General features: G+C 64.1%; 19 protein-coding genes and 1 riboswitch. Of the genes, 13 read left to right on the top strand and 6 right to left on the bottom strand.

The features are described from left to right. Positions 1–157: 157 nt before the first annotated feature. Positions 158–772, bottom strand: a complete 615-nt coding sequence (locus F4827_RS06025) for a glutathione S-transferase family protein (RefSeq protein WP_183722831.1) — start codon at positions 770–772, stop codon at positions 158–160. A 484-nt stretch (positions 773–1,256) separates the two neighbouring features. Between F4827_RS06025 and F4827_RS06020 the strand changes: the two genes are divergently transcribed. Further along, the gene (locus F4827_RS06020) at positions 1,257–1,505 is read left to right on the top strand and encodes a hypothetical protein (RefSeq protein ID WP_167056273.1); all 249 of its coding nucleotides are present in this window, start codon (positions 1,257–1,259) and stop codon (positions 1,503–1,505) included. 249 nt (positions 1,506–1,754) lie between these two features. Further along, a complete protein-coding gene (locus F4827_RS06015; RefSeq protein WP_167056276.1) occupies positions 1,755–2,027 on the top strand; it encodes a hypothetical protein in 273 nt (90 codons plus the stop codon). A gap of 195 nt (positions 2,028–2,222) precedes the next feature. Here the strand turns inward: F4827_RS06015 and F4827_RS34910 are convergent, their stop codons facing one another. Beyond that, on the bottom strand, positions 2,223–2,489 hold the full coding sequence (locus F4827_RS34910) for a hypothetical protein (protein ID WP_221303608.1): 267 nt from the start codon (positions 2,487–2,489) through the stop codon (positions 2,223–2,225). Positions 2,490–2,645: 156 nt separating this feature from the next. Between F4827_RS34910 and F4827_RS06010 the strand changes: the two genes are divergently transcribed. The 8 genes from F4827_RS06010 to F4827_RS05975 all read left to right on the top strand — a co-directional run bounded on the left by F4827_RS06010 (position 2,646) and on the right by F4827_RS05975 (position 11,604). Next, complete coding sequence (locus F4827_RS06010; RefSeq protein ID WP_183722829.1) at positions 2,646–3,716, top strand: acyltransferase; 1,071 nt, start codon at positions 2,646–2,648, stop codon at positions 3,714–3,716. A 602-nt stretch (positions 3,717–4,318) separates the two neighbouring features. Then, positions 4,319–5,383 (top strand): substrate-binding domain-containing protein, encoded by a 1,065-nt coding sequence (locus F4827_RS06005; RefSeq protein WP_183722827.1) that lies wholly within the window; start codon positions 4,319–4,321, stop codon positions 5,381–5,383. A gap of 48 nt (positions 5,384–5,431) precedes the next feature. Then, positions 5,432–6,526: an ABC transporter substrate-binding protein gene (locus tag F4827_RS06000; protein ID WP_221303607.1), complete on the top strand. Its 1,095-nt coding sequence runs from the start codon at positions 5,432–5,434 to the stop codon at positions 6,524–6,526. A 26-nt stretch (positions 6,527–6,552) separates the two neighbouring features. Beyond that, positions 6,553–7,377, top strand: a complete 825-nt coding sequence (locus F4827_RS05995) for an ABC transporter permease (protein WP_183722825.1) — start codon at positions 6,553–6,555, stop codon at positions 7,375–7,377. Then, complete coding sequence (locus F4827_RS05990) at positions 7,374–8,306, top strand: ABC transporter permease (protein WP_183722823.1); 933 nt, start codon at positions 7,374–7,376, stop codon at positions 8,304–8,306. The genes F4827_RS05995 and F4827_RS05990 overlap by 4 nt, the downstream gene beginning before the upstream one ends. Beyond that, a complete protein-coding gene (locus F4827_RS05985) occupies positions 8,303–9,355 on the top strand; it encodes an ABC transporter ATP-binding protein (RefSeq protein ID WP_183722821.1) in 1,053 nt (350 codons plus the stop codon). Before F4827_RS05990 ends, F4827_RS05985 begins: the two co-directional genes overlap by 4 nt. A 61-nt stretch (positions 9,356–9,416) precedes the next feature. Continuing rightward, positions 9,417–10,244 (top strand): phosphodiesterase, encoded by an 828-nt coding sequence (locus F4827_RS05980; RefSeq protein WP_183722819.1) that lies wholly within the window; start codon positions 9,417–9,419, stop codon positions 10,242–10,244. 145 nt (positions 10,245–10,389) lie between these two features. After that, on the top strand, positions 10,390–11,604 hold the full coding sequence (locus tag F4827_RS05975) for an MFS transporter (RefSeq protein ID WP_183722817.1): 1,215 nt from the start codon (positions 10,390–10,392) through the stop codon (positions 11,602–11,604). 51 nt (positions 11,605–11,655) lie between these two features. On the opposite strand, the gene F4827_RS05970 is transcribed toward F4827_RS05975, so the two are convergent. Continuing rightward, positions 11,656–12,198 carry a bacterioferritin gene (locus tag F4827_RS05970; protein ID WP_183722814.1) on the bottom strand — a complete coding sequence of 181 codons (543 nt, stop codon included), beginning with the start codon at positions 12,196–12,198 and terminating at the stop codon, positions 11,656–11,658. A 50-nt stretch (positions 12,199–12,248) separates the two neighbouring features. Further along, on the bottom strand, positions 12,249–12,410 hold the full coding sequence (locus tag F4827_RS05965; RefSeq protein WP_103704055.1) for a DUF1328 family protein: 162 nt from the start codon (positions 12,408–12,410) through the stop codon (positions 12,249–12,251). 190 nt (positions 12,411–12,600) lie between these two features. Here F4827_RS05965 and F4827_RS05960 point away from each other — a divergent pair, with 190 nt between their 5' ends. After that, positions 12,601–12,738 carry an entericidin A/B family lipoprotein gene (locus F4827_RS05960; protein WP_183722812.1) on the top strand — a complete coding sequence of 46 codons (138 nt, stop codon included), beginning with the start codon at positions 12,601–12,603 and terminating at the stop codon, positions 12,736–12,738. 149 nt (positions 12,739–12,887) lie between these two features. Here F4827_RS05960 and F4827_RS05955 read toward each other — a convergent pair whose 3' ends face one another. Then, on the bottom strand, positions 12,888–13,835 hold the full coding sequence (locus F4827_RS05955) for an EamA family transporter (protein ID WP_183723400.1): 948 nt from the start codon (positions 13,833–13,835) through the stop codon (positions 12,888–12,890). A gap of 719 nt (positions 13,836–14,554) precedes the next feature. Here F4827_RS05955 and F4827_RS05950 point away from each other — a divergent pair. Together F4827_RS05950 and thiC are read left to right on the top strand one after the other, a co-directional pair. Next, positions 14,555–14,962, top strand: a complete 408-nt coding sequence (locus F4827_RS05950; RefSeq protein ID WP_183722810.1) for a GreA/GreB family elongation factor — start codon at positions 14,555–14,557, stop codon at positions 14,960–14,962. A gap of 204 nt (positions 14,963–15,166) precedes the next feature. Further along, a riboswitch (TPP riboswitch) is annotated at positions 15,167–15,306 on the top strand. A 108-nt stretch (positions 15,307–15,414) separates the two neighbouring features. Beyond that, the gene (gene thiC, locus F4827_RS05945; RefSeq protein ID WP_183722808.1) at positions 15,415–17,346 is read left to right on the top strand and encodes a phosphomethylpyrimidine synthase ThiC; all 1,932 of its coding nucleotides are present in this window, start codon (positions 15,415–15,417) and stop codon (positions 17,344–17,346) included. On the opposite strand, the gene F4827_RS05940 is transcribed toward thiC, so the two are convergent. After that, complete coding sequence (locus tag F4827_RS05940; protein WP_183722806.1) at positions 17,340–17,483, bottom strand: hypothetical protein; 144 nt, start codon at positions 17,481–17,483, stop codon at positions 17,340–17,342. The two genes, thiC and F4827_RS05940, sit on opposite strands and share 7 nt — an antisense overlap. Positions 17,484–17,584 lie beyond the last annotated feature (101 nt).

Below are 17,584 nucleotides of genomic sequence, written 5' to 3'. Positions count from 1 at the left end.
CGCGTCGTCCTGACGCAGCGGCATTAACATGGGAGCCATTCTAGGAATGTAGCGTCCGCCGATAAATGGGCTACATGCGAAGTCACTTGTCGCGAAACTCGAACAATCGTTGCCCGGGCCTCGCGACAAGGGTTTGCGGACCGTGCAGCGGCCTCTATTACTCCAGCGGCGTCGCGATAAATTCGGGTAATGCCTCGGCGCGCAAGGACAGCGCGGCGATCGCAGGATATCGGGCCGGATCAACTGCGCCCGGCAGGACGAATTGCGCAAAGCGCCACGCCACTGCCGCCGTGATATCGGCCTGCGTGATGCGCCCGGCGCAAAGCCAGCCCCCCCGCCCCTCGATGAGTTTGTCGAGCACGCTCCACGCCGCATGCATCTGCGCGTTGACGCGCGCGAACCAGGGCTCGTGCTGGCGCTCCTCGGGGCGCAACTGGCGCTCGTAGACCTGCTGCACCGTCTTTTCCATCGCCGCGAGCGCGAAACCGTTCACACGCAGCGCGAAGGTGCGCTCCTGCCGCTCCTCGGGCAGCAGGCGCTGCACCGCCGGTACCTTGTGGTCGAGATAATCGAGAATCAGCGTGGAATCGATCAGCACCGTACCGTCGTCGTCGACCAGCGTGGGGGCTTTCACGACCGGGTTGATCTGCGCGAATTCGTCGTACTGACCGAATACCGACACGCTGCGATGCTCGAACGGCATGCCGAGCACATGAAGCGCAACCGCAACGCGACGCACGTAGGGAGAATCCATCATGCCAATCAACTGCATTGCTTACCTCGCCTGAGAAAAGAGGACCGGACCGTCGATGGTGCAGCATCGGACGGCACATTTCAAGATTCGTCATACGCCGCCGGCGAATCTCGCTATTGCCGGAAATTAACGCCCCACAAGCATGCGAAACTGAGCGAAATCAATGAATCTGATCGCCGGAGCAAGGTCCACCGTGCGCCGTGTCGATCTGCCACGCACGATTATTTTTGTCCGCAATTACATTGGTTAGCGGACAAACCGCGTGACGCGACGCGCCATTGCTGCAACGCAATGCCTGGTTCGACGGAGGGTCCCGCGAGCCACAAGCTTGCTGCATAAGGCAGAGCGGAACGGCCCTCATAACAGCAGGAGGCCGAAGCATCTTTACGCTGAAAATCAAGGTCGATTTATGCGCCGCATGTGCTGCACCGCATCGCCGGGAAACTCCTGGATTCATCGCTTAAAAGGCTGAGTTAGTCTGAACTCACTAGGAGACGAAATCATGAGACAGGCATTCAACATTGGCATCGTCATCATCCTTGCACTCCTCGTCGGGAATCGAGTCCTGACCCGGGTACAGGCCCACGAGCACGGCACGGTTTCCTGTGCCAAGGGCTCCGAACTGGTCCGGCTCGAAGCACTGGCGCGCGGCTTCAGTTCGATCGGTGCACGTAGCCAGGGCGAAAACTTCATGTCTTCGTGCCTCGTTTCCGGCCAGGCACAAAGCGGCTCCGTCGTCGCCCACGACTGATTTCCGCTTTCGCAGCAACTCAGGCGCGCGCGTCGCCTTCGTCAAAGGCGAGTGGGTGCGCGCGATCTGAGCGGCACGTGAGGTATCGGTTAAAGACTAACCACACGCGCAGCGACCTACTCCCTTCACGTCCGTGCGCCCCTGCAGCGCACGCTTAACCCCTTGTGCCCCTAACGTCTGCTAACCTTTCTTTCGGGTTGCCAATGCCGATGGTTGGCGGCGACAATGGTGCGCAATCAAGGGGAATCTATGAAAGGCAGCATCCTGTTGCTCGGGCTCGGCATGTTGACGGCTTGCACATCGGTGACCGGAATCAATTCGAGACAGGATGGACACCTTTCTGTGACAAGTCGCGCGCGGTGGGACATCGTTTCATGGAATCGCGTACGCACCGCCGGCATCAAGGAAGCGCAAGCCTATTGCCACAAGCGCAAACTGGAGATGCATGCCGTCGAAATTCACAGCGAAGGACTGCGCGGCGTGACAGCGCAAACAGTAGAGGTGGTATTCGACTGCATTTAAACGCTTTCCCTCGTTTCACGTAGATCCCCGCCCAGCAAGCCCTCCAGCCTGACTCCCCTGCTTCATCCGATATCAAACTTGCAATCGCGCAACAGTTTGTTGTCGTTCTCCCTGATACTCAATTTGCATCGCCGAGATACACTGAAGACACACTTTGTTACGGTTTGTCTCATCTCGTATCATGCTGACCGCCTTCTACATCGCTTCGCCGCTGGCCATTGCCGCATTGTTCGGATTTGCGCGACTGGTGAACCCGCGTACCGGCCAGATCGGCCGCTGATTGCGCCAGCGCGTCAGCGCGCCGGCAGCAGTTTGATCGCGCTCTGCGCGGCCCAATTCCGATCCCGCTTCCGCTTCCGGAACCGGTTTGTCATTGCTCGCTGGTACGGCGCGAGGCACGCCCTCTCCTGCCACCGGGTTGCCAGAACCGACGAACGCCAGGGCGCCGCTTGCCCCATTCATTTTGCGGCCATTCCCGGCCACTCGCTCCCGCCAGTTACTGCTAACGTTTGCGCTTCCCCTTCCATCCCCCCCGATTGGCGGATACGCGATAGCTCTTGTCGGTCGATCGACGCTCGAATCCCATAGCATCGAGTCGTCGACTGCGCGAGACACGCCATGTACAAATCGCTCCAGGCATGCCGGGCAGGTGCCGCTTTGCTCGTCACACTCTTTCATCTGAGCGCCCAATATGCGCTGCCGAAATATTTTGGCTACGGCCTGCCCGGCAAAATCTGGGGATTCGGCGGCGCGGGCGTCGAATTCTTCTTTGTCCTGAGCGGTTTCATCATCGTGACGGCGCACCGCAACGATCTCTTCAAACCGGATCGCTTTGCGGCCTACGCGCGCAAGCGCATCATCCGCATCTACCCAACCTACTGGATCGTCTTCGGTATCGTCAGCGTGTCGCTCGCGGCCTCGCCGGCGTTGCGCGCGACGCTGCCGGATGCCGCCACGCTGGCCCGATCGCTGCTGTTGCTGCCGCAAGACCAGAGCGTGGTCGGCGGCACGGGCGCGCCTGTCGTGATCGTCGCGTGGAGCCTGCAGTGGGAGATCGCGTTTTATGCGTTGATGGGCTGCTTCATTCTCGGGCGCATCTACGCTGCCGCGGCCGTGCTGCTGCTGGCCCTGGCCTGGGGAACGTGCCTGAATCAGACCTGTACGTTTCCCGCAGCGTTTTTCGCGCAGCACTATGGTGTGCTGTTCGCGCTCGGTGCACTGACAGCGGTGGTGAACCGCGCGCTAAGCGGACTGCGGTTTCCAATGGGCGTTGCGGTGCTGGGCATGATTGCGTTCGTGTCGATTGGCGCTGCGACGGATGCCGGCATCCTCGCACGCTCGTCGGGCAGTTCCGTGGCTTACGGACTCGCCAGTTGCGCGATCATCCTGGGCCTCGTCAAGGCAGAGGACCGAGGCGCGATCTTCGGGTCGAACCGCGGCGTGCAAGTGCTTGGCGATGCCTCGTATGCGCTCTACCTGCTCCATTTTCCGATGATCAGTGTGCTGAGCAAACTAGCTGTGAAAGCCGGCCTGACGGGCGTCGTGGGCGCGACGGCAGCGTATTTTGCGATTCTGGCCGCCTGCATCGCAAGCGCCGTGCTGTTCCATCTGAAAATCGAGAAACCGCTGCTGCGCGTCCTGTCGAAGCGGCCACGCCTCGCGGTGGAGGTCGCGCTTACGCAGCGGTAGCCGCGCAACAAAAAACCCGCGAGGCGTCACGCCATCGCGGGTTTCAGGGCTTCTTGCGAAGCGTGTCCAGGTGGCCCTGGTGCCAGCGACCGGACTTGAACCGGTAAGCCGTGAGGCGGCGGATTTTCGTCACACTACGTCTTTCGACGCCGCGCTTATAAGCCGAAGATTCGATCTCAAAGCTGCGTTCGTGCGCTGGACTATGCCTTCACCCTAGCCCTTTGCCATCGCGCAATACAGCCGCGCTGGGCAATCGGGCCTTAGGCGCCCCCCGTCTAGTCTCTACACCTTCCGTGCCGACGCTTGCGCGTCAGCCGGCTTGGCTCGGCGTCGCCTCGGCACCGTGACGCTTTCGCGTCGCCTGGTTCCAGGGGGTTCACCGAATTTGAGGGGTTCTGCACCGGCCGTTTCCGGCCGGGCACTCAATCTGTGCTTAAGTCCGCTATGTTTACCAATTTCATCACGCTGGCAGGGCGGACGGCATTCTACCATTGCCGCCCACGCCGTCCCAAGCATCTCAAGGGCGGCGCGTCATCGCCCGGTCACATGCGCTTTCCATAATCGGCCGCATCGAAAACGTTTACAACGCTCGGGCCGCCCGCATGACGCCAACCATCAAGGATGTCGCCGCACACGCCGGTTTTTCGATTGCCACGGTTTCGCGGGCAATCAATGCACCGCATACGGTCAATCCCGTCACGCTCGCCAAGGTGCGCGAAGCGATCGATGCGCTCAAATTCCGCCCCAGCCCGATTGGCCGCCAGTTGCGCGGCGAGCGCACGCGCCTGATCGGCGTGGTGTTGCCCACGCTCGCCAATCCGGTGTTCGCGGAATGCCTGCAAGGGATCGACGAGCTTGCCTCGGCGCAGGGCTTTCGCCTGATGCTGATGACGACCCAGTACGACGCGCAGCGCGAGCGCCACGCCATCGAAACGTTGCGTGCGCAACGGGTCGAAGGGCTGATCCTGACCGTCGCCGACGCGGACACGCACCCGCTGCTCGACGAGCTCGACGCCGACGGCCCGCTCTACGTGCTGATGCACAACGACACCACGCGCCGCCCGTCGGTCTCCGTCGACAACCACCAGGCCGCCTGCGATGGCGTACGCATGCTGATCGCGCACGGCCACCGCCGCATCCTGATGCTTGCGGGCACGCTCGCGGCCTCCGACCGCGCGCGCCAGCGCTACGCCGGTTACGCCCACGCGATGGAGCAAGCCGGCCTCACGCCCGCGCCCGCGCTCGAAATCGACTTCAACGCCGAAGCCCTCGCGCCCAGCGTGCTCGCGCATCTGAGCAACGGCCCCGCGCGTCCGACCGCGCTCTTCTGCAGCAACGATCTGCTCGCGATGGTGGTGATGCGCGGCCTGCGCCGTGCACGCCTGCGTGTGCCGCAGGACATGTCGATTCTGGGCTTCGACGGGCTCGCGATGAGCGAGCTGCTCGCGCCGCCGCTGGCGAGCATCGGCACGCCCAACGGCGAGATCGGCCGCGCCGCGTGGCAGCGCCTGATGGCGTGCATCAGCGGCACCTACGTGGGCCCAACGCTCGATCTCACCTTGCCGCACACGCTGCGCGAAGGCGGCACGATCTCGGCCATCGCCACGGGCAGCGCCACGGCGCGCGCGTCGGAGCGTGGCGTGAGCGTCGGCGACACGCTCGTCTGATCATCACAGCCGTCCCGCCAGACTTTGCCGATCCGGCCGCGGGTGCTTATGCCCGCGGCACGTTACGCCAATAACCCTCACCCCGCACCGCATCCGAACAGGAGTCCCGACGTGATACGCCGCTTCGCCCTCGCCGCCAGCACGGCGCTCAGCCTCGTATGCGCTCTGGCGGCCGGTTTCGCCGCCCCGACGCCCGCCCTCGCCGACCAAACCGCCATCTGCTACAACTGCCCGCCCGAATGGGCCGACTGGGCCAGCCAGATCCAGGCGATCCAGCGTCAGACCGGCATCCGCGTGCCGTTCGACAACAAGAACTCGGGCCAGTCGATCGCGCAGTTGATGGCCGAACAGCAAAGCCCGGTTGCCGATGTCGTCTATCTGGGCATTTCCTCGGCGTTCCAGGCAAAGGACAAGGGCGTGATCGCGCCGTACAAGCCCGCGCACTGGGACGACATTCCCGCCAACCTCAAGGATCCGCAAGGCTACTGGTTTGCGATTCACTCGGGCACGCTGGGCTTTTTCGTCAACAAGGACGCGCTCGACGGCAAGCCCGTGCCGCGCTCGTGGGCGGATCTGCTCAAGCCCGAATACAAAGGCATGATCGGCTATCTCGATCCGTCGAGCGCCTTCGTGGGCTATGCGGGCGCGGTGGCCGTGAATCTCGCGCTAGGCGGCACGCTCGACAACTTCCAGCCAGGCCTCACGTGGTTCAGCAAGCTCAAGGCCAACCAGCCGATCGTGCCGAAACAGACCGCCTACGCGCGCGTGCTCTCGGGTGAGATTCCGATCCTGCTCGACTACGACTTCGACGCCTATCGCGCGAAATACAAGGACCACGCCAACGTGGAATTTGTGATTCCCGCCGAAGGGACGATTTCCGTGCCCTACGTGATGAGCCTCGTGAAGAACGCGCCGCACGCGCAGAACGGCAAGAAAGTGCTGGATTTCGTGCTCTCGGATCAAGGCCAGAAGCTGTGGGCCAACGCGTATCTGCGCCCGGTGCGCTCCAGCGCGCTGTCGCCCGACGCCGCCGCGAAGTTCCTGCCCGCGAGCGACTATGCGCGCGCGAGACCCGTCGATTTCGCGAAGATGGCGGGCCAGCAGCAGCGCTTTGGCGAGCGCTATCTGCAAGTGATGCATTAATTTTCGCTTTTCGTTTTCCCTCGCCCATGCACGACCTCACTTTCCCGCTGCGCTGGCGCGTGGCGCTCGTTGCGCCCGCGCTCGCGGTGTTTCTCGCTTTCTGGCTGCTGCCGATGGTGGCGCTGGTCCAGGTCAGCGCCGATGGCCATCTGATCGCCACTTATCGTGCACTCCTGACGAATAGTCGCTACATGACAAGTCTGCTCGAAACCGTGCTGCTTTCGGCCGCGGTGACGCTGGCGACGCTGGTGCTCTCCACGATCTGCGGCCTCCTGCTGGCGCGCCGCGAATTCCCCGCGCGCCGCCTGCTGGTTGCACTGCTCACGTTTCCACTGGCGTTTCCTGGCGTGGTGGTGGGCTTCATGGTCATCATGCTCGCGGGGCGTCAGGGTTTGATCGGCGCGCTGGCGCTGCGTCTGGCAGGCGAGCGCTGGGTGTTCGCCTATTCGATGGCGGGCCTGTTCGTGGGCTATCTGTACTTCTCGATTCCGCGCGTGATCGTCACGGTGATGGCGAGCGCCAGCCAGCTCGACGCTTCGCTCGAAGAAGCGGCGCGCTCGCTTGGCGCGTCGCCTTGGCGTGTCACGCGCGACGTGATCCTGCCCGCGCTCACGCCGGGCCTGATCGCTGCCGGCGCCGTTTGCTTCGCAACCGCGATGGGCGCGTTCGGCACCGCCTTCACGCTGGCGACCGATATCGACGTGTTGCCGATGACGATCTACACCGAGTTCACGCTCAACGCCAATATGGTGACGGCGGCGGGACTGTCGATCGTGCTCGGCTTGGTGACGTGGGTCGTGCTGACGCTTGCGCGCAGCCTCACGGGCGCGTCCGTCGCGGCGACGACATGAACACGCTGCTCACCAGCAAAGCGCGAGGCGCTGCCCACACGCGACGTCGCCTCGCGTTGCCCTCCACCCGCGCGTGGCTCGCCGCCGCGCAGTGGTGCGTGACGCTCGCCACCTGCGCGTTTCTCGTCGTGCCCGTGGTGATGTCGATCGTCGCGGGCCTCACTGTGAACTACTTTCGCGGCGTGGCAAGCGGCCTCACGCTGCGCTGGCTCGACGAGGTGTGGACGCAGTATCACGACTCGGTGTTTCTCTCGCTCGAAGTGGCGGCCGCCACGCTCGCGATCACGCTGATGGTCGGCGTGCCGGCGGCCTATGCGCTCGCGCGCAGCCGCACGCGGCTCTCGCGTCTGATCGAAGAACTGCTCGTGATGCCGGTCGCGCTGCCGGGTCTTGCCTCCGCGCTTGCGCTGCTGGTGGTGTACGGCGGCTTCAGCGCGTTGCGCATGAGCGCGGCCTTCATCGTGGTCGGCCATGTGATTTTCACGCTGCCGTTCATGGTGCGGCCGGTTTGCGCCGTGTGCGCGGCGGCGGATCTGCGCACGCTGGAGGAAGGCGCGGCAAGTCTTGGCGCGAGTTTCGTACAGCGCTTTTTCACCGTCGTGCTGCCCAACGCGCGGCCCGGCATTCTGGCGGGCGCGCTCGCGGTGCTCACGCTCTCGATCGGCGAATTCAACCTGACCTGGATGCTGCATACGCCCGACACGAAAACCCTGCCCGTCGGTCTTGCCGATACCTACGCCTCGATGCGTATCGAGATCGGCAGCGCCTACACGATCCTCTTTTTCGTGATGACCATGCCGCTGCTGCTGGCGATGCAATGGCTCGGCGTGCAGACGCCGGGCACGGGCGCACGAAAGGCGCAAAAGACGCAAAAGACGCACAAGGCACAACAGGCACAACAGGCACGAACTCATCAGGATGCCCAATGAAACTCGATTCGATGCCGATCACGCTCACGCAATGCGGCAAGACCTTTCGCGGCACGCGCGTGCTGGAGCCGCTCGATCTCACCATCGGCGCCGGTGAAACCGTCGTGCTGCTCGGCCCCTCGGGCTGCGGCAAGACCACCACGCTGCGTCTGATCGCCGGTCTGGAAGCGCCCGACGCGGGCGGCCAGGTGCGTTTCGGCGACGACAATGTCACTGCCCTGCCGATCGAGCGCCGCAAGGTCGGCATGGTGTTCCAGAACTACGCCTTGTTCCCGAACCTCAACGTGCGCGGCAACATCGGTTACGGTCTGAAGATTGCGCGCGTGAGCGCCACGGCCGCGCGCGAGCGCGTGGACGAATTGCTCGCCATGATGCGGCTGCAAGCGCATGCCGATAAACCCATCAGCCAGCTCTCGGGCGGCCAGCGCCAGCGGGTCGCGCTCGCCCGTGCACTCGCGCCGCGTCCGCGCGTGCTGCTGCTCGACGAGCCGCTGACCGCCCTCGATGCGCGTCTGCGCGACGCGCTGCGCGGCGAGATGAACACGCTGCTGCGCGAACTGGGCGTCACGACCGTCTACGTCACGCACGATCAGGCCGAAGCCATGGAACTGGGCGACCGCGTGGTCGTCATGAGCGCGGGGCGCATCGAGCAGATCGGCACGCCGCGCGAGATCTACTATCGGCCCGCGAGCCGAGCGGTCGCGCAGTTCGTCGGCACGCTCAACCGCATCGCAGGACAATGGCGCGACGGCGCGCTCGTCACCACGGGCGGCACGCTGGACCTCCAGGCTCAAGCCCCTACCCCGTCTTCGCCGGGTCCCGCCGAACGCTTCTTCCGCCCCGAAGACGCCAGCCTCGCCGATCCCGCACACGCCCCGCTGCGCGGCGTGGTCGAACAATCGACCTTTCTCGGCGAGCGTACGCGTCTGACCATCGGCGGCGCGGCGCCCGATGCGCTTTTCATCGACGTCGCGGGCCGCATCGAACTCGCGCGCGGCACCGCCGTGGGCATTGCCATCGCGCCGCATGCGCTCATCGCACTCGCGTAATTTTTACAATCGACCCGCTACCATCACTACCATCGAGCGGGCTAAACCATCGAGGCCACCCATGCTGCTCGCGCAAATCAGCGATCTGCACATCAAGGAACCGGGCGCGCTCGCCTATCGGCGCGTCGACACGGCAGCGCGCCTTGCGCGCACCGTCGAGCGCCTGAATGCGCTCACGCCGCGACCCGACGCCGTGCTCGTGACCGGCGACCTGGTCGATCGCGGCCACGCCGACGAATATCGTCATCTCAAGGCCCTGCTCGCGCCGCTGGCAATCCCGTACTGGCTGGTGATCGGCAATCACGACGGCCGCGAGGGGCTGCGCGAGGTGTTCCCCGAGCGCGCCGAACTCCACGCGGGTGGCGAGTTCGTCCAGTACAGCGCCGATCTCGGGCCGCTGCGCGTGATCGCGCTCGATTCGATGTCGCCGGGCCAAAGCGGCGGCACGCTATGCGATGCGCGTCTGGCCTGGCTTGAGCGACAGCTCGACGCGGCGCGCGGGCTGCCTGTGATCGTCGCGCTTCATCATCCGCCCTTCGATTGCGGCATCGGTCATATGGACGCGATCCGGCTGGACGAGCGCGCCGCGCGCGCGCTCGAAGCGCTCGTCGCTCAGCATCCGAATGTCGAGCGCGTCCTCTGCGGCCACGTGCACCGGCCGATCTTCGTGCGCTTCGGCGGCACCATCGCGAGCGCGGTGCCGGCCCCGGCGCATCAGGTGACGCTCGATCTTTCGCCCGGCGCCCCCTCCACCTTTACGCTGGAGCCGCCCGCGTTCGCGCTGCATCGCTACGATCCGGCGCGCGGCATCGTGACCCATCACGCCTATGTCGATGACGCCGACGGCCCATACCCGTTCCACGAGCCGTCGGGCGAATTGATCGCCTGAGCATGACGGCCGCGCACGATGCGCGGCCGCCGTCAGCACGATCTCGCCCGCTCCGGTATGATCGGCACGCCCGGTCCGGCGTTGTGCCCGGCCCGGGCCGTTTCCCTTCCCGGCGGGCCTCGCCCGCACCCGTGCCCTCGTGCCCATGTCCACCACACCCGAATCCGCATCTGCTGGCCAGAGCCAGTCGCTGCGCGGCCTGCTGCTTCTGCTCGCGACCATCGCGGGCATCTCGGTCGCGAACATCTACTACAACCAGCCGCTGCTCGACGATTTCCGCAAGACCTTTCCGTCTGGCGCGGCGTGGATCGGCGCGGTGCCCGCCGCGACCCAGCTCGGCTACGCCGCGGGCATGCTGCTGCTCGCGCCGCTGGGCGACCGCTTCGACCGCCGCCGCATCATCCTCATGCAGATCGGCCTGCTGTGCATCGCGCTGCTCGCCGCCACCTTCGCGCCCTCGCTGCCCGTGCTGATCGGCGCGAGTCTGGCCATCGGCATTCTGTCGACCATCGCCCAACAAGCCGTGCCGTTCTCGGCGGAACTCGCGCCGCCCGAGGGCCGCGGCCATGCGGTCGGCACGGTGATGAGCGGGCTGCTGCTCGGCATCCTGCTCGCGCGCACGGCGGCGGGTTTCGTCGGCCAGTACTTTGGCTGGCGCGCGGTGTTCGGCGCGTCGATCGTCGCGCTGCTGGCGCTTGCCTTCGTGATCGTCAAGAAGTTGCCGAAAAGCCAGCCGACTTCGAAGCTGGGCTACGGCAAGCTGATCGGCTCGATGTGGCATCTGGTGGTGGAATTGCGCGGCCTGCGCGAAGCGTCGGCCACGGGTGCGTGCCTGTTCGCGGCGTTCAGCCTGTTCTGGCCGGTGCTAACGCTGCTGCTCGCGGGCGAACCGTTCCATCTCGGACCGCAGGTCGCCGGGCTGTTCGGCATCGTCGGTGCAGCGGGCGCGCTCGCGGCGCCGTGGGCAGGACGCTCCGCCGACAAACGGGGGCCGCGCGCGGTCATCACCTTGTCGATCGCGCTGATCGCGATCGCGTTCGTGATCTTCGCGTTTTCGGGCAAAAGCCTGATCGGTCTGGTGATCGGCGTGGTGGTGCTCGATGTGGGCGTGCAGGCCGCACAGATTTCGAACCAGTCGCGCATCTATGCGCTGCGCCCGGAAGCGCGCAGCCGCGTGAATACGGTCTTCATGGTGTGCTACTTCATCGGCGGCGCAACCGGATCGGCCGTGGGCGCGGCTACGTGGCACGCGTTCGGCTGGATCGGCGTATGTGTGGCGGGACTGTGCTTCAGCGCGCTCGCGGCGTGGATTCATTTCGCCACGCGCGAGCGGCTGGATGCGAGCGCGCAGGCACTTTAAGCTGCGCTACCCGCTGGACTACCCTTCCGGAATTAATGTAATGGCCTGAATTTAACGGCCTGAATCGAGCAGGTCGGTCATATCGTCGGCGTGCTCTTCCTCCACGGCGAGGATCTCTTCGAAGATGCGTCGCGTAGTCGTATCGGTATCGCCGAGATACTGGATGATCGCGCGATAACTCTCGATCGCGATGCGTTCCGCGATCAGGTTTTCGCGGATCATGTCTTGCAGATCCTTGCCCTCCTTGTACTCCGAATGCGAGCGTTCGCTCAGGTGTTCGGGCGCGAAATCCGGCTCGCCACCCAGTTGCACGATGCGCGCGGCGAGCATGTCCGCGTGCTGTTGTTCCTCGTTGGCGTGCGCAAGAAATTCGGCGGCCACGGCCTCTGACTCGATTCCCTTCGCCATGAAATAGTGCCGCTTGTAGCGCAGCACGCACACCAGCTCGGTGGCGAGCGAATCGTTGAGCAGCTTGAGCACGGTCTCGCGGTCGGCGTTGTAGCTCGGCGTAACGGAACCCTGATCCAGATGGCGGCGCGCTTCCTCGCGCACGCGCTTCAGGTCGAACTCAAACGCAGCGTGTGACTTGGACATCTGACTCTCCTTCTGACTGTGGGGATGAGAATGGCAGAACGCACGCGCGGCTATCCACGCAGCACGCCTAGCAGCAAGGTGACGACGAACACCACGAGGAAGAGATAGAACAGGATCTTCGCGATTTCCGCCGCCCCTGCGGCGATCCCGGTAAAGCCGAATACAGCGGCAATGAGGGCGATCACGAAAAATACGATTGCGTAATGAAGCATGGCGTAATCCTCCTTGTGGGCGGTGCGCGGACGACGTGTTGACGCGTGCCCGCGCTTTCTTTCGTATGCGCCATGCCTTGAGCAAGGAGTGATCCCGCGACGCTTTGCGATGTTTTGCGGCGGGTCGCCCGCGCTCAGGCACGCCGCGTGCTCATGCAGGATTTCCCTCTTATACCGTGGAGAACTCTATATGAAACGCCTGATTGCCTTGCTTCTCGTTGCCGCGTCGGCGGCGGGTCTGGCTGCTTGCAACACCGTTGCGGGCGCCGGTCAGGATTTGTCCGCAGGCGGTCACGCCATCACGAACTCGGCTGAGCAAGCGAAATAAGCTGTCTGGCCGACGTGGTTTTGCGCATCCGGCGTCGGCCGCCCTGGTTGGGCGGGCGGCGGCGGAGTGCGTTATATACAGTGTGAAATTGCTTTTTCGCGGCGTAAATGAACACCGGGTAGATTAGCGATCCGAATTATCCGCATCTCTCACGATGCGCGTCTTCTATCATCGAAAACAAAAGACAGGCCGACACTGCCGAGTATCAGGACAGTCGCGATGACCGTCGCCAACGTGATCGGTTCGCCCAACGTGAGTGCACCCAGCGCCACCGCCACCACCGGATTGACATACATGCAGCTACTCGCCACCAGCGGGCTGGTGTGGCGAATCAGGTAGCCATAGGCGACATAGGCGGCCATCGTACCGATCAGCATCAGATACGCGAACGCCACGAACGGCAAAAAGTGCATCGTGCCCATGCGTTCGCCGGTAATCCACGCCACCATCGTCGATATCGCTCCACCCAGACCGATCTGCAGCGCCGTCGCGATAAACAGATCCGCCGGCAATTCGAGCCGCCCGGCCAGATGCGCGCCGATCGCCCAGAACAGCGCCCCGCCGAGGATCGCGAGACAGCCGCCCGCGGTGCCGCTCGCCCCGCCGCCATGGCTCAGAATCGCAATGCCGATCAAGCCCAGCCCGACGGCCGCCCACTCGCCCTTCGCGATGCGCCGTCCGGCCGCCGCCGCGATCAGCGTGGCGAACAGCGGTACGGTCGCCACCATCACCGCTGCCGTGCCGGTGCCAACCGTGCGCATGCCGTAGGCGAGCATGCCGCTCGACAACCCGACGAGCATCGTGCCAACCACGCCGGCGTTGCGTACCTGCGTGAGCGTCGGCATCACGGGACGCCGCCGCATCGCGAATACGAACAGACCGATGCCCGCGAGCAGGTTGCGCAGCCCCGAGAGCAGCAGCGGCGGAAACGACTCCAGCGCCACGTGGACGGCGAGATAGGTCGATCCCCACACGAAATAAACGACCGCCAGCGACAGTGCGACGCGACCGCTACGCGACTGCGGCAGTCGCACGCCGCGCACCAGGCGCCACGCTTGCGAGCCGAATGCGCCAAGCGAGCGCAGCAGGCCAGACATATAGGGGCTGAGCGAGGAACCGGAAGGCAAACGCGGCGGGTTCGTCATTGCGCCACCTGACGGTTGCAACGGACGGGGGAGCACGCAAAGGCGAACCGCGGACGCCCCGCCAGACAAGGGGAGGGACGGATGAAGCGCGACGGCATGATGGAGGCGGTCAGAGAAGGAAACGCAGGAGTAAGCGCACCCGAGCAACACACGAGACGCCAGTGCATGAATTTGCAAGCGGTTCGCAAGCTACCCGAAATACCCGAAGCGGGCGCCACGCATTATGCAACAAGGCGATTCTTTACGGACGCCGCGAGCGTGCTTTATGAGCGGGCGCGCTGCGTGCGCGCAACGGTGGGCAAACCCGGGGCGCGGGCGTGTCGCCTGAAGACAAAAACGTGACGCATCGGCCCATGCCGATCCGGCTTGAAGAGCGCCTATTGAGCCTATTGAGACCGTGTTAGGATGGCACATTCTTTCTATTTCATTACGACATCGTGCTTGCGCCACTCACGTCCGCCGCCTCGCTTGCCCCGCGCTTCGCGCACGGGGCGACGGCGCGCGCGTGCCCGCTGCGATGCCTCGCCGGCCAGCCTGACCCACTCGCCTTAGCCCGGCGTCCGCACTGAATCGCCCTCCTGCTCCGGAGCCGTTCAGTCGGGCTCCGGGCCGATCCCCGCCCTTTCTGGGCCTTTGCAGGCCTTTCTTATCTGGATCGCAAGGAGAATCCCATGTCGAAAAAAATCCGTTACCTGACCGAGCTCGACCTCGCCCGCCTCGAAAAATGCGCCGCCGAACCGGGCGCTGCACCCGCGCGCCAGTTGATGCTCGACGACCTGCTCGAACGCGCTGAAATCGTCGATGCGCGCAAAGTCGGCGCCAACGTCGTGACCATGAACTCGCAGGTCACGCTCATCAGCGAGCGCACCGGCGAAGCCGTGACCTGGACGGTCGTCTACCCAGCCAATGCGAGCGTCGATGCCGGCCGCCTGAACGTTTTTTCGCCCGCGGGCCTGGCGCTACTCGGCGCGAAACGCGGCGACAAAGTGCGCTTTACGCCGCCCAGCGGCGAGATCGAAACGCTCAAGATCGATCGCATCCTGTTCCAGCCCGAAGCCGCCGACGACTTCGCGCTCTGAAGCCCGCCGGGGCGAATCACGCCTCGCACCCACGCCTCTTGCGCAGCGCCTTCGCAACGCTTCCCCAACAATTTCCCGACATTTTTTCGACACAAAAGCGCGCCGACTCCTATATGGGTCGCGCGCGCGAACCGTGCCTGTGCCTGCCACATCCGGCGCGCAAAGACACTTGCCAGAGTGTCGCAGCGCGGTGTATTGTTTGGCCTGCTTACGCGGGGGTCCTGCGTCATGCGCCGCTCTGAACGCTTCACACGAGTGTTCAGGCAGCGTATTTCGCGGGTGAGAAATACCCTTTGAACCTGATCTGGATAATGCCAGCGCAGGGAAGCGTCCGGATTTCGCTGCATTGCCCAGCATCAAGCGCAGCACTCCTCATTGCGAGGTCCGTCCACGTTCCGTCTCGTCTCCTGCGAAGCCGTTGTTCCCACTTTGCATTGCCTGGAGACAGACGCATGAACGCCAATCCCAAGTTCATTTCCGCCAACGCGCACGTCGACGAAGCCGCGATCGCGCCGCTGCCCAATTCCCGCAAGATCTACGTCACCGGCTCGCAGCCCGACATCCGCGTGCCGATGCGCGAGATCACGCAAGCGGACACGCCCACGGGCTTTGGCGGCGAGAAGAATCCGCCGATCTACGTCTACGACACCTCGGGTCCGTACACCGATCCTGAAGCGAAAATCGACATCCGCGCCGGCCTGCCCGCCGTACGCCAGGCGTGGATCGAAAAACGCGGCGACACCGAAGCGTTGCCGGGCCTCTCCTCCGAATACGGCCGCGAGCGCGCCGCCGATCCGGCCACGGCCGAGTTGCGTTTCCCCGGCCTGCACCGCACGCCGCGCCGCGCCAAAAGCGGCAGGAACGTCACGCAGATGCACTACGCGCGTCAGGGCATCATAACGCCCGAGATGGAATACGTCGCGATTCGCGAGAACCAGCGCCGCGCCGAATACCTCGAAAGCCTGAAGAACAGCGGCCCGAACGGCGCCAAGCTCGCCGCCATGATGGGCCGCCAGCATCCGGGCCAGGCGTTCGGCGCCGCCGCGTTTGGCAAGGACGCCCTCAAGGAAATCACGCCTGAATTCGTGCGCGAGGAAATCGCACGCGGCCGCGCGATCATCCCCGCGAACATCAATCACCCGGAAAGCGAGCCGATGATCATCGGCCGCAACTTCCTCGTGAAAATCAACGCGAACATCGGCAATTCGGCGGTGACCTCGTCGATCGGCGAGGAAGTCGACAAGATGACGTGGGCGATCCGCTGGGGCGGCGACACGGTGATGGATCTGTCGACCGGCAAACACATTCACGAAACGCGCGAATGGATCATCCGCAATTCGCCGGTACCGATCGGCACGGTGCCGATCTATCAGGCGCTGGAGAAGGTCAACGGCAAGGCTGAAGACCTTACCTGGGAAATCTTCCGCGACACGCTGATCGAGCAGGCCGAGCAAGGCGTCGATTACTTCACGATCCACGCGGGCGTGCGCCTGCAATACGTGCCGCTCACCGCGAACCGCATGACGGGCATCGTCTCGCGCGGCGGTTCTATCATGGCCAAGTGGTGTCTCGCCCATCACAAGGAATCCTTCATTTACGAGCATTTCGAAGATATCTGCGAAATCATGAAGGAGTACGACGTAAGCTTTTCGCTGGGCGACGGCCTGCGTCCTGGCTCGATTTACGACGCCAACGACGAAGCGCAGCTCGGCGAACTGAAGACGCTGGGCGAGCTCACGCAGATCGCGTGGAAGCACGACGTGCAGGTGATGATCGAAGGCCCCGGCCACGTGCCGATGCAGCTCATCAAGGAAAATATGGACCTGCAGCTGCAATGGTGCGACGAAGCGCCGTTCTACACGCTCGGGCCGCTCACGACCGATATCGCGCCGGGCTACGATCACATCACCTCGGGCATCGGCGCGGCGATGATCGGCTGGTTCGGCACGGCAATGCTCTGCTACGTCACGCCGAAGGAACACCTGGGCTTGCCGAACAAGGATGACGTGAAGGAAGGCATCATCACGTACAAGCTCGCGGCGCACGCGGCCGACCTCGCCAAGGGTCATCCGGGCGCGCAGGTGCGCGATAACGCCTTGTCGAAGGCGCGTTTCGAGTTCCGCTGGGAAGATCAGTTCAACATCGGCCTCGATCCGGACAAGGCGCGCGAATTCCACGACGAAACGCTGCCCAAGGATTCGGCCAAGGTCGCGCACTTCTGCTCGATGTGCGGCCCGCACTTCTGCTCGATGAAGATCACGCAGGATGTGCGCGAATTCGCCGCGAAACAAGGCGTGAGCGACGACGAGGCCTTGAAGAAAGGCATGGAAGTGAAGGCCGTCGAGTTCATCAAGCAAGGCGCGGAGATTTATCAGCGTCAGTAAGCGGCGTTGAGTGTTTCGTTGAGTGTTTCGTTGAGTGTTTCGTTGAGTGTTTCGTTGAGTGTTTCGTTGAGTGTTTCGCTGCGCCGCACGATGCCATCGCATCCGTGCGGCGCAGCGAGCGTTGCGAAAGCCGGCAAAGATTCGTCGAAACAATTTCTAACGACTCCCACAACTCCCTGACAAGCGCACACACCCGGATACGGAACGCGTGGCTAGCATGGGTGTACTGGAGGTGCGG

It is taken from the genome of Paraburkholderia bannensis (assembly GCF_014200455.1).
GTDB classification, from domain to species: domain Bacteria; phylum Pseudomonadota; class Gammaproteobacteria; order Burkholderiales; family Burkholderiaceae; genus Paraburkholderia; species Paraburkholderia bannensis_A.
The sequence above is the reverse complement of the archived record's forward strand: the minus strand, read 5'-3'. Positions and strand labels throughout refer to the sequence as shown.

Coding starts and splice junctions, on each gene's coding strand:
- F4827_RS06025 (WP_183722831.1), bottom strand. CDS start 772: ATGCAGTTGATTGGCATGATGGATTCTCCCTACGTGCGTCGCGTTGCG.
- F4827_RS06020 (WP_167056273.1), top strand. CDS start 1,257: ATGAGACAGGCATTCAACATTGGCATCGTCATCATCCTTGCACTCCTC.
- F4827_RS06015 (WP_167056276.1), top strand. CDS start 1,755: ATGAAAGGCAGCATCCTGTTGCTCGGGCTCGGCATGTTGACGGCTTGC.
- F4827_RS34910 (WP_221303608.1), bottom strand. CDS start 2,489: ATGAATGGGGCAAGCGGCGCCCTGGCGTTCGTCGGTTCTGGCAACCCG.
- F4827_RS06010 (WP_183722829.1), top strand. CDS start 2,646: ATGTACAAATCGCTCCAGGCATGCCGGGCAGGTGCCGCTTTGCTCGTC.
- F4827_RS06005 (WP_183722827.1), top strand. CDS start 4,319: ATGACGCCAACCATCAAGGATGTCGCCGCACACGCCGGTTTTTCGATT.
- F4827_RS06000 (WP_221303607.1), top strand. CDS start 5,432: ATGCCCGCGGCACGTTACGCCAATAACCCTCACCCCGCACCGCATCCG.
- F4827_RS05995 (WP_183722825.1), top strand. CDS start 6,553: ATGCACGACCTCACTTTCCCGCTGCGCTGGCGCGTGGCGCTCGTTGCG.
- F4827_RS05990 (WP_183722823.1), top strand. CDS start 7,374: ATGAACACGCTGCTCACCAGCAAAGCGCGAGGCGCTGCCCACACGCGA.
- F4827_RS05985 (WP_183722821.1), top strand. CDS start 8,303: ATGAAACTCGATTCGATGCCGATCACGCTCACGCAATGCGGCAAGACC.
- F4827_RS05980 (WP_183722819.1), top strand. CDS start 9,417: ATGCTGCTCGCGCAAATCAGCGATCTGCACATCAAGGAACCGGGCGCG.
- F4827_RS05975 (WP_183722817.1), top strand. CDS start 10,390: ATGTCCACCACACCCGAATCCGCATCTGCTGGCCAGAGCCAGTCGCTG.
- F4827_RS05970 (WP_183722814.1), bottom strand. CDS start 12,198: ATGTCCAAGTCACACGCTGCGTTTGAGTTCGACCTGAAGCGCGTGCGC.
- F4827_RS05965 (WP_103704055.1), bottom strand. CDS start 12,410: ATGCTTCATTACGCAATCGTATTTTTCGTGATCGCCCTCATTGCCGCT.
- F4827_RS05960 (WP_183722812.1), top strand. CDS start 12,601: ATGAAACGCCTGATTGCCTTGCTTCTCGTTGCCGCGTCGGCGGCGGGT.
- F4827_RS05955 (WP_183723400.1), bottom strand. CDS start 13,835: ATGTCTGGCCTGCTGCGCTCGCTTGGCGCATTCGGCTCGCAAGCGTGG.
- F4827_RS05950 (WP_183722810.1), top strand. CDS start 14,555: ATGTCGAAAAAAATCCGTTACCTGACCGAGCTCGACCTCGCCCGCCTC.
- thiC (WP_183722808.1), top strand. CDS start 15,415: ATGAACGCCAATCCCAAGTTCATTTCCGCCAACGCGCACGTCGACGAA.